The sequence below is a fragment of the Staphylococcus pseudoxylosus genome (genome assembly GCF_003697915.1).
Classification (GTDB): domain Bacteria; phylum Bacillota; class Bacilli; order Staphylococcales; family Staphylococcaceae; genus Staphylococcus; species Staphylococcus pseudoxylosus.
Map to the genome: position 1 here is coordinate 1 of NZ_RCVN01000112.1, position 217 is coordinate 217.

1 pseudogene is annotated in these 217 nt (G+C 29.0%); it reads right to left on the reverse strand.

What is annotated here, in order from left to right:
- Nucleotides 1-217: pseudogene (locus D9V42_RS15200) on the reverse strand (alkaline phosphatase); the annotation flags it as partial.

Here is a 217-nt window from a genome sequence, read left to right on the forward strand (position 1 = left end):
TGCCCGACATGTGAATCTGAAGTCCATCCTGTATTACTTCTTTCATTTACTGGTTTGGTTAAGGTTTTTTCTAACGTGTTTTGCTCTTTATAATCTTCATCTTTGTCTGATTTCATTTCTTGAGCAGCTTTTTTAATTTTTTCTATTTCTAATTCTTTTAATTTAAAACCATACCCCTCTTTTATTACTTTATCAATATTTTCACCTTTTAGTATCT